This window comes from Acidiphilium sp. AL, from assembly GCF_025499445.1.
Lineage (GTDB): Bacteria > Pseudomonadota > Alphaproteobacteria > Acetobacterales > Acetobacteraceae > Acidiphilium > Acidiphilium iwatense.
Genome location: NZ_JAIMBZ010000037.1, coordinates 22,108 through 30,448, shown reverse-complemented (window position 1 = coordinate 30,448; position 8,341 = coordinate 22,108). Strand labels below are relative to the sequence as shown.

The window sequence follows — 8,341 nt, the reverse complement described above, 5'->3', positions numbered from 1 at the left end:
ACCCCGCATTCTACCCCGCCTTCCATCGCGCTTGCCGCCCATCGGAGCCGATGAACAGCCACACGATAGGCTCAGAAAACAAGGGATTTCAAGGGATTTTTCGATGGTGATCGACAAGGGGCAACCGGGGTCTGGCGGATAGGGTGTCCGCCTTAATGACCTTCGCGGCGGTTCAAGCGCATCCGGGACAGTCTGAAATCCCTTAGTCTATAGGCTGATATCTGTCTCCGCATCAATTCGCTTGCGTTCGCTCCGGTCCGCACATTATACGTATCCCGTTGCCCATCGATTCGGGTTTGGGAGATGAACCGATGCCCAAGATTGTCGAAAACAAGCTGACGGCATTGGCGGTCAGGCGCATCACCGCCAATGGCTTCTACATCGACGGGCGTGGCCTCTACCTGCGGATCGAGGATGGCCGGCGGCTCTGGGTGTTCCGGTTCACCATGCCCGGATCGGGCAAGCCTGCATGGTTCGTCATCGGGCAGGAGCGCGATATCAGCCTCGCCCAAGCCCGCGAGATGGCCCGTGAACTGCGGTTGAAGGTGCGGGCGGGCATTGACCCTCGATTAGAGCGCCAAGCCGCCAAGGCCGCGCGCAAGGCCGAGGCGGATCGGACATTCGAGGCGGTTGCCGAGAAATACATTGCCGCTCATGCCGCCGGATGGCGCAACGCCAAGCACGCCGCGCAATGGGCCGCGACGCTCGCCGCCTATGCCTATCCGGCGATCGGCGGGAAGCCGGTTGCCAGCATCACGACAGGCGACGTGCTGGACCTGCTGGACGGCTTATGGACGGAAAAACCCGAAACCGCATCGCGGGTGCGGGGCCGCATCGAATCCGTGCTCGATTACGCCAAGGCGCAAGGGTGGCGTTCTGGCGAGAATCCCGCCGCATGGAAGGGGAACCTGGACCATCTCTTGCCCGCCCGCGCCAAGGTAGCGCGGGTGCAGCACCATGCCGCCGTGCCGTATGCGGAGCTTCCCGCCGTCCTGGCAAAACTGGCCGAGGCGCAATCCATGTCCGCGCTCGCCCTGCAATTCGTGATCCTGACCGCTGCCCGCTCCGGCGAGGCGCGCGGGGCGCGATGGAATGAGATAGACCTCGATGCCCGGACCTGGACCATACCGGGCGAGCGGATGAAGGCTGGCAGGCCGCACCGCGTCCCGCTATCGAATGCCGTCCTGGCGGTTCTGCGGGCCGTGGCGCCACTACAGCGTGCGCCTGACGCCTTTATTTTTCCGGGTGGCAGGATCGGCTCGCCCTTGTCCGATGTCAGCCTGAGCAACGCCCTGAAAGCAGCCGGTGGCGGGTCCGCGACCGTTCACGGGTGTCGGTCATCGTTCAGGGATTGGTGCGCCGAACAAACAAGCTACGCATCAGAGATCGCCGAAGCCGCGCTCGCCCATGTGAACCGCGACAAGGTGGAAGCGGCCTATCAGCGTTCGGACCTCATCGAACGGCGCGCCCGGCTCATGCAGGATTGGGCCGATTACCTGGCGCGCCCGGCTGACAGCGCCGTGACGCCGATCCGCAAGGCCCGCGCATGAGCCCTATCGCCATCCCATACCCAAGTGACACTGTTGACACAGTTGACACTGTGGCGAGCGATCACCCGGCGCGGCGATGCTCTTGCCGGTCAAGCCATCGCTTCAAGGCGTCATTGGCGCGCGTCTGCCAGCGCGGCCCCGAGGCTTTCAGCTTGGCAACAACCTCGCGATCGAGCCGCAACGTGACCTGTTGTTTCGGTGCGGCGGCGGGCGGACGGCCGCGCCGGATCAGTTTCGGCCCGTCATACAGGGCGGCACGTTCAAAGAACGCATCGTCAAGCTCCGGCGCGGCGTCCGGGTCGATCCATGGTTCGCTGCCAGCGTTCGGCTTCCTGGGCATGGGCATACCTCATCGAAATGACGCGCCGCGTTCCATCGCGAGGCGTCCACACGATCACCACCATCCGGCCGGCGAGATATCCCGCCGTGATGAAACGCCGCTCGCCATAGTCCCGCCGGTCATCCGGTGCCGTGACATGGCGACCATCGAACAGCTTGGCTGCATCGGCGAAATCAAGCCCGCGTTGCTCGATCGTGGCGGCGCGCTTGGCCGGATCGAAAGTGATCCTCACCGATTTAATGTAGCTACAAAAAATGCTCGCTTCAAGCCTGATCGCGCATTGCTGCGAATAGATACGGATTGAAGCGAACTGACCGCGCCCGGCGGCTCCGGGCTTGAAAGGGATGGCGACGGGTGTGGACACACCCGCCGCCGGTGATCCCGGAACCTGAGAAGTCCAAACCCATGACCGGGACCGACTGTCAGCCTATCACACCGCCGCCGGAAAGCGCCATCGCGGACGTGCAAGCCATCGGGGCAATCCTCACCGATCTTGCCCGCACCGGACGGCCAGCCGCGCCGCCAGTGCTCGCGCTGCTCGGCCGCCTGCTCGATGCCGCCGCCACGGCGCTGGATGAGGCCAGCCCATGACGCGCAAGGTCCGGCATGGAAACCGCGCGCCGTTGATTGCCGCCCTCTCGAAACTCCACAGCATCGCTGCCGCCCGCCGGGCGGAGATCGCTGCATCATTGATCGCCGCCGCCGAGTTGGCGGATGCCGATTTTCAGTGGAACGCGCGTTTTTTTGATGCGGTCCGCACGAACCATCGAGAAAGCGAAATCCGCCTTGTCAAAGTCACCGAACGCTTCGACCGCACGCGCCGCAAGCTTGGTCAGCCAAAAGCATCATTCGACGCTGCCACGCTTTGGGAAAAACCGCTTATCTATGAGGATCGCCGCCGGCACGTTCCCGGATTGCCGCGCAATGTTCGGAAAACCCTCATCAGCCGCGCGCTGATCGCCGAACTCGAACACCAACTCGGACGCAAGCTGCGATTTTCACGCAACACACGCAACATAGGCGGCGGGCCAGATATCCGCGTGCTGGTCGAGGCTTGGAAACTCATTCCACGAACCGAAGCGAACCAAAACAATAACGCCGCAGCGGCCACCTTTTTCATTTCACTGATTCGATTCGAGCGGCGGCATCATCACAAAACGCCCCCGCGTTTATGAAATATGCTGCGCCGCACTCAGTTTTCACGAAGCGTTAGAAAACAATTTTCTAACTTTTGGCGCGGTTTGTATTCCTGCGAAATCTTTGGAATGGAAAGGAACACCGCTATGACGCCTACCACCATCAATCCCGATCGCTTATATCGCAGTCATGAAGTCATGCACCTTCTTGGCTGTCGGAACACTAAATTCTGGGCACTCGTGAAATCGGGCGCTTTTGAATGCCACAGACTCGGCGGTAGTGTGGTCGTTTCGGGCGAATCGCTTAAAGCATTCGTTAATTCATTACCGCCCGCTAATAATTATAAGCGGCCACCCCGCCCGGTTCGCCCCAGCCGCGCCAGCATGCCGTGAAAGGCCCGGCGCCCGTGCCTGACAAAATTAAAGCGATCGCCGCTCGCCTCAATCTCCATCGATTCGGCCGGGAATGGCGCGGACGGTGCCCGGCCTGCGGCTACGGATCGGGCGCCTTCAGCGTCACGATCGGCACACACGGAAAACTACTCTTTTGGTGTGCGGCGTGTCAGGACCGCGCTGCGCTCGCCGCCACGCTGGAGGCCGCTGGAGCCGGTCAGCTTCCGGCTCGGCACGATGATGACGGCGCCGAGGCGCACAGGGCGGCCGAGGCGAAGCGGAAGGCGCGCGATGCCGCCGCCACGATCTGGAATGGCAGCGTGCCGGCTCGGCACGATGATCCGGCTGGCCGATATCTGGCGAGCCGTCGCCTGGAAATCGCCATCGGCAATTCCGCGCTGCGCTATCGGCGCGATACACCGCATCCCGATCGCCGCCGGTATCCCGCGCTGATCTGCCGCGTTGATGGCGTGCAAGGCGAACTGATCGCGATTCATCGCATCTATGTGCGCCCGGACGGCACCAAGGCGAACACTATGCCGTCTAAAGCCGCCAAGGGGCCGATTTGGGGCGGCGCGATCAGGTTCGGGACCGGCCCCGAGGTCGTGATTGCCGAAGGACCGGAAACCGCACTCGCCGCCGGCATCCTGCTCAATTTGCCCTCATGGTCCGCGATCGCCGCCGGCAATCTGGCAAAGGGTCTGGTGCTACCGCCGGACGTGCGATCGGTAGTTATCGCCGCCGATCACGACAAGCCCGGCATCGAGGCCGCGCAAGACGCCTGCCGGAGATGGCGAAGGGAGGGGCGCGCGGTGCGATTGGTACTTCCACACGGCGAGGGCAGCGACTTCGCCGATCTACTCGCGGACCTGATGAACAAAAGGGGCGCCCAATGACCCAGATTGCCATTGCCGCTCAGAAGCCGGCTGCCGCCCTGTCCGGTGAGGCATTTGAAATCGGCGATGCGGACGCAAAACCGGCCGAGTTACAAGCGCAAACTGCTAGAAAAGGTGCGAGTGAGAACGGTGCGGAATCGGAACATAATGACTGCGGATTCAGCGTCTATGAGCCGTCCGATCCGCTTGCCGATCTTGTCGTTCGGTGCGCCGCCGATCCGGGCGCGCCGTTCAAGCCGGACGTGCTCGACGCCCTCGCCGAACTTCGCACCGATGATCGGGCGGCATTCGAGGCACTGCGGGCCGCACTGAAAGCGGCGAAAGTCCGGGTTTCCGCGCTCGATCAAGCGATCAGCGCCGCCGCCGGCACCGACAATGACCGGCAGACGCAAGCCGATCTGTTGCTTGAAATCGCTGCCGAAGCCGCCTTGTTTCATACCGGCGACAAGACCGCGTTCGCCGATATTGTCATCGCCGGTCATCGCGAAACCTGGCCGGTGAAATCCAAAGGATTCCGCCGCTGGTTAGGCCGCGCCTTCTATGAAAAACACGGCGGCGCACCGAACGGCGACGCCGTGCAATCCGCCCTGGCGGTGGTCGAGGCGAAAGCGCATTACGACGCGCCCGAGCGCGCGATCTATCTGCGCATCGGCGAGCATGACGGCAAGCTCTATCTCGACCTTGGCGATGAGTCCTGGCGGGCGATCGAGATTGACGCGGATAGATGGCGCATTATTGCCGAACCGCCGGTCAGGTTCCGGCGCGCCGCCGGTATGCTCGCCCTGCCGGAGCCGACGCGCGGCGGATCGCTCGATGCGCTTCGCAAACTGGTCAATGTGGGCACCGATCAGGATTTCATCCTGGCGATCGCATGGCTTCTGGCGACATTCCGCCCGCGCGGACCCTATCCGGTGCTAATCGTGGCGGGCGAACAAGGCAGCGCGAAATCGACCTTCATTACCGTACTGCGCTCCCTGATCGACCCGAACACGTCGCCGCTCCGTTCCCTACCGCGTGAGGATCGAGACTTGTTCATCGCGGCAAATAACGGGCACGTCCTGTCATTCGACAACGTGAGCGGCCTGCCGGGATGGATCAGCGATACCTTGTGCCGCTTGGCGACGGGCGGCGGCTTCGCGGTGCGCACGCTTTACAGCGACAGTGACGAAACTTTGTTCGAGGCGATGCGCCCGATCGCCTTGAACGGCATCGAGGATATCGTGAGCCGCCCGGACCTTGCCGAACGCGGCCTGTTCCTGACACTGACTGCGATTCCCGAGACCGCACGCCGGACCGACAAGGCCGTCACGACTGATCTGGACGCTGCCCGGCCTGCAATTCTCGGCGCGCTACTCGACGCGGTATCGGCTGGCTTGCGGCGGCTCCCCGAAACCAATCTCAACCGCCTGCCGCGCATGGCCGATTTTGCCATGTGGGCAACCGCGTGTGGTGACGGCACCCTATGGCCGGCCGGCGGCTTCATGGAGGCGCACGACGCGAACCGGGCCAGCGCGATCAATGACGTGATCGAGAACGATCCGGTTGCCAATGCGATCCGGGGCTTGGTGGATGGCGAAGCGCGGACCGCCTGGACGGGAAGCGCTCAGCATCTTCTTGCAGCGCTTCGGGAAATTGCCGGGGAAAATGTGGCCAAGGGCAAAGCTTGGCCGGAATCAGCCCGCGCGCTTTCCGCTCGCGTCACCCGCGCCGCAACTTTCTTGCGCTCGATCGGCATCGAAATCGAGCGCTACCGTGAAGGCCATGCCAAGACCCGTATGCTCGAAATTTCCAGCGCCGATAATAGAGGGAAATTACCGTCCGCACCGTCCGCACCGTCCGCGATGGCGGATTTCCGCCATTTTTCGGCGGACGGTAGCTCGGACCCTACCGTCCACAGACCGTCCGCACCGTCCGCAGACCGTCCGCACCGTCCGCAGACCGTCCGCAGTAACCCATTGAAAACAAACGGCGCAGGCGATGCGGACGGTGCGGACGAAAAAATCCCTACCCAAACTGGTTCCGAAAAAAACATAGTACCTGGGGGATGGATATGAGCGCCGCCACCTTGATCTGGCGCGCCGCCGAGGCCGGAGTGACGCTCCGGCCCCGCATATGGGCCGATGGCGCGGATCGCCTGCCAGATGACGTGAGGGCGGAACTCCGTGCCCATGAGGCCGATATCATCCGGCTGCTGCTCGACCGCGAAAATTGTAAGGCGAGGGGAGAGGGAAACGACGATTTTGCGTCCCCACCGCCCGCCGAACTCGATCCGAACGAAGCCGCCTACGCCAGCGCCGAACGCGCCGCGATCATGGCCGAGGGCGAGTATGGCAACCCCACCGTCGTGGTGCCACACCCGATGCCCGTTTCTTGGGCCGATGCCACCATTGCGCCGACGCCCGGCGCATACTGCCGGAACTGCCAGGGCAACGAATGGTGGTGCGAGGCGACCGCACCGAAAGGGTGGCGCTGCGCCCGGTGTCATCCTGGCGACCATCTGCCAGCCGATCGGCGGTGGGACGTGCGGACATGAGCGCGCCGTATACTCGCGACCAGATGGACCGCCTCGCCGCCGCCATGGCCACACTCGCACCGCATCGCCTCCCCCTGATCCGCGCCGCCCGCGACGGCCTCATCACCCTAATCCAGCCCCGCCGCAATACGACCATCCCAAGCCGGTTGCTCAATGACCAGGCCCGTCCCGCCGTGATCCTGATCGGCGACGACGACTACACCTCGACCGGCCCCGCCGGATGGACTTGTGCTCGGCGCGTGCGCTTTTGGGGGCGCGCCGCAATGATCCACGCCGCCGCCGCCGAGCCCGAGCATTACGAAACGATCGTCATCGCCGCCGCCCTGCACCAGCGCAGCGTGCTCATCGAGACCGATTCCACACACCAGCCCGCCTGGATTACGTTCCTTCAGCCCGCCATGGGTTGCCTCATCATCGCCTGCCCGCCGGGCCAATCGCACCCGGCGCATCCTCATCAGAGCGGCTTGCAATGACCGTCCCCAACCCCCCGGTTGCGCGCAACGACCAAACTCCGGCGGCCGCGCGCATGGCTCGCACCCGCGATCGACGCCGCAATAAACTTCTATTCGTCTCCGTCGAAATCCGCGAAAGCGAGCGCTCAGCCCTGGTCCGGCAACGGCTGCTCGAACCCGGCTCCGAGAACGATCCCGCCGCCGTCGCGCGCGCCCTTTATCACCTGTTCGACTGGATTTTCCGAGATGCGTAGCCACAGATCGCAGACCCCCACCCCACCCCCTAGGCTGGGCGCTCAAACTCCTATCCCATGCCCCGAGCATCCGCGCTGCAAATTCAGCAACCCGTTCCGTAATCGTATCGAAAGGACTTGACATGACCCGCACACTGATCCTGGCGACGACTTTGGTGCTGATTGAACCCCGATACCGATTAACCCCCCACACCGAGAATACGACTTTTCTCCGTGCCTCGCTCGCCGAAAGGGTCGGGCCATGAGCGAAAAGGGCCGGAAAAATGGCTTAAACGGCGGCTCTGGGGGGGTCGCGCGCGTGAGGAAGGAGCGGAAGTCTGTAATCCCACTGAATCGGCCGCTGCCGGCCGGTGCGTGCATTCCTCGGCACGGCAACGGGTGGATTATGCCTTGGCAGAAGGGGAAAAGTGGCAATCCGGGCGGACATCAAGGGGTCAAATGGGCGGAGGTTCTGGCCATCTGCCGGGAGTTTTCACCTGAGGCGACCCGCATTCTCATCAAGATTGCGTCTGATCCGGGCGAGGACAGCCGCGCCCGGATTGTTGCGATTCAAGAATTAAATAATCGGGCTTGGGGCAAGCCGAGAGAGCGGATGGACGCGGAAGATCGGGAGCCAGAACTGGATTTGAGCGGTCTGACGGATGCGGAACTGGCGGTGTTGGAGAAGCTCGGGGCGCCGCGTACTCCGGCGGGTGGCCTGGCGGGTGGCATGATCGACGGGTTTGCGGACGACGGTTGAGAAAAGTGAAACTGGGTATTTATGTTGTGATATTGTTTCGTTGTCTGA

12 protein-coding genes are annotated in these 8,341 nt (G+C 63.2%); 10 read left to right on the top strand and 2 right to left on the bottom strand.

Annotation, left to right across the window (positions count from 1 at the left end; translation table 11 throughout):
* Positions 1 to 311 precede the first annotated feature (311 nt).
* Complete coding sequence (locus AiwAL_RS16060) at positions 312 to 1,550, top strand: site-specific integrase (RefSeq protein WP_235705078.1); 1,239 nt, start codon at positions 312 to 314, stop codon at positions 1,548 to 1,550.
* 61 nt (positions 1,551 to 1,611) lie between these two features.
* On the opposite strand, the gene AiwAL_RS16055 is transcribed toward AiwAL_RS16060, so the two are convergent.
* Positions 1,612 to 1,890, bottom strand: a complete 279-nt coding sequence (locus AiwAL_RS16055; protein WP_235705077.1) for a BrnA antitoxin family protein — start codon at positions 1,888 to 1,890, stop codon at positions 1,612 to 1,614.
* Positions 1,826 to 2,083: a BrnT family toxin gene (locus AiwAL_RS16050; protein WP_235705081.1), complete on the bottom strand. Its 258-nt coding sequence runs from the start codon at positions 2,081 to 2,083 to the stop codon at positions 1,826 to 1,828. The genes AiwAL_RS16055 and AiwAL_RS16050 overlap by 65 nt, the downstream gene beginning before the upstream one ends.
* Here AiwAL_RS16050 and AiwAL_RS16045 point away from each other — a divergent pair.
* From AiwAL_RS16045 to AiwAL_RS16005, 9 genes are all read left to right on the top strand, one after another.
* A complete protein-coding gene (locus AiwAL_RS16045; RefSeq protein ID WP_235705082.1) occupies positions 2,027 to 2,194 on the top strand; it encodes a hypothetical protein in 168 nt (55 codons plus the stop codon). The genes AiwAL_RS16050 and AiwAL_RS16045 overlap by 57 nt on opposite strands.
* Before the next feature lie 101 nt (positions 2,195 to 2,295).
* Positions 2,296 to 2,481: a hypothetical protein gene (locus AiwAL_RS16040; protein ID WP_235705076.1), complete on the top strand. Its 186-nt coding sequence runs from the start codon at positions 2,296 to 2,298 to the stop codon at positions 2,479 to 2,481.
* The gene (locus tag AiwAL_RS16035; protein WP_235705074.1) at positions 2,478 to 3,065 is read left to right on the top strand and encodes a hypothetical protein; all 588 of its coding nucleotides are present in this window, start codon (positions 2,478 to 2,480) and stop codon (positions 3,063 to 3,065) included. Before AiwAL_RS16040 ends, AiwAL_RS16035 begins: the two co-directional genes overlap by 4 nt.
* Positions 3,066 to 3,433: 368 nt before the next feature.
* Positions 3,434 to 4,315 carry a toprim domain-containing protein gene (locus AiwAL_RS16030; RefSeq protein ID WP_235705073.1) on the top strand — a complete coding sequence of 294 codons (882 nt, stop codon included), beginning with the start codon at positions 3,434 to 3,436 and terminating at the stop codon, positions 4,313 to 4,315.
* On the top strand, positions 4,312 to 6,369 hold the full coding sequence (locus AiwAL_RS16025) for a hypothetical protein (RefSeq protein WP_262313057.1): 2,058 nt from the start codon (positions 4,312 to 4,314) through the stop codon (positions 6,367 to 6,369). Before AiwAL_RS16030 ends, AiwAL_RS16025 begins: the two co-directional genes overlap by 4 nt.
* A complete protein-coding gene (locus AiwAL_RS16020) occupies positions 6,366 to 6,848 on the top strand; it encodes a hypothetical protein (protein ID WP_235705070.1) in 483 nt (160 codons plus the stop codon). Before AiwAL_RS16025 ends, AiwAL_RS16020 begins: the two co-directional genes overlap by 4 nt.
* Positions 6,845 to 7,321 carry a hypothetical protein gene (locus AiwAL_RS16015; RefSeq protein ID WP_235705068.1) on the top strand — a complete coding sequence of 159 codons (477 nt, stop codon included), beginning with the start codon at positions 6,845 to 6,847 and terminating at the stop codon, positions 7,319 to 7,321. The genes AiwAL_RS16020 and AiwAL_RS16015 overlap by 4 nt, the downstream gene beginning before the upstream one ends.
* 53 nt (positions 7,322 to 7,374) lie before the next feature.
* Positions 7,375 to 7,554: a hypothetical protein gene (locus tag AiwAL_RS16010; protein ID WP_235705067.1), complete on the top strand. Its 180-nt coding sequence runs from the start codon at positions 7,375 to 7,377 to the stop codon at positions 7,552 to 7,554.
* A 241-nt stretch (positions 7,555 to 7,795) separates the two neighbouring features.
* Entirely contained in the window at positions 7,796 to 8,293 is a 498-nt protein-coding gene (locus tag AiwAL_RS16005; protein ID WP_262313056.1) for a hypothetical protein, read from the top strand.
* Positions 8,294 to 8,341: the final 48 nt, after the last annotated feature.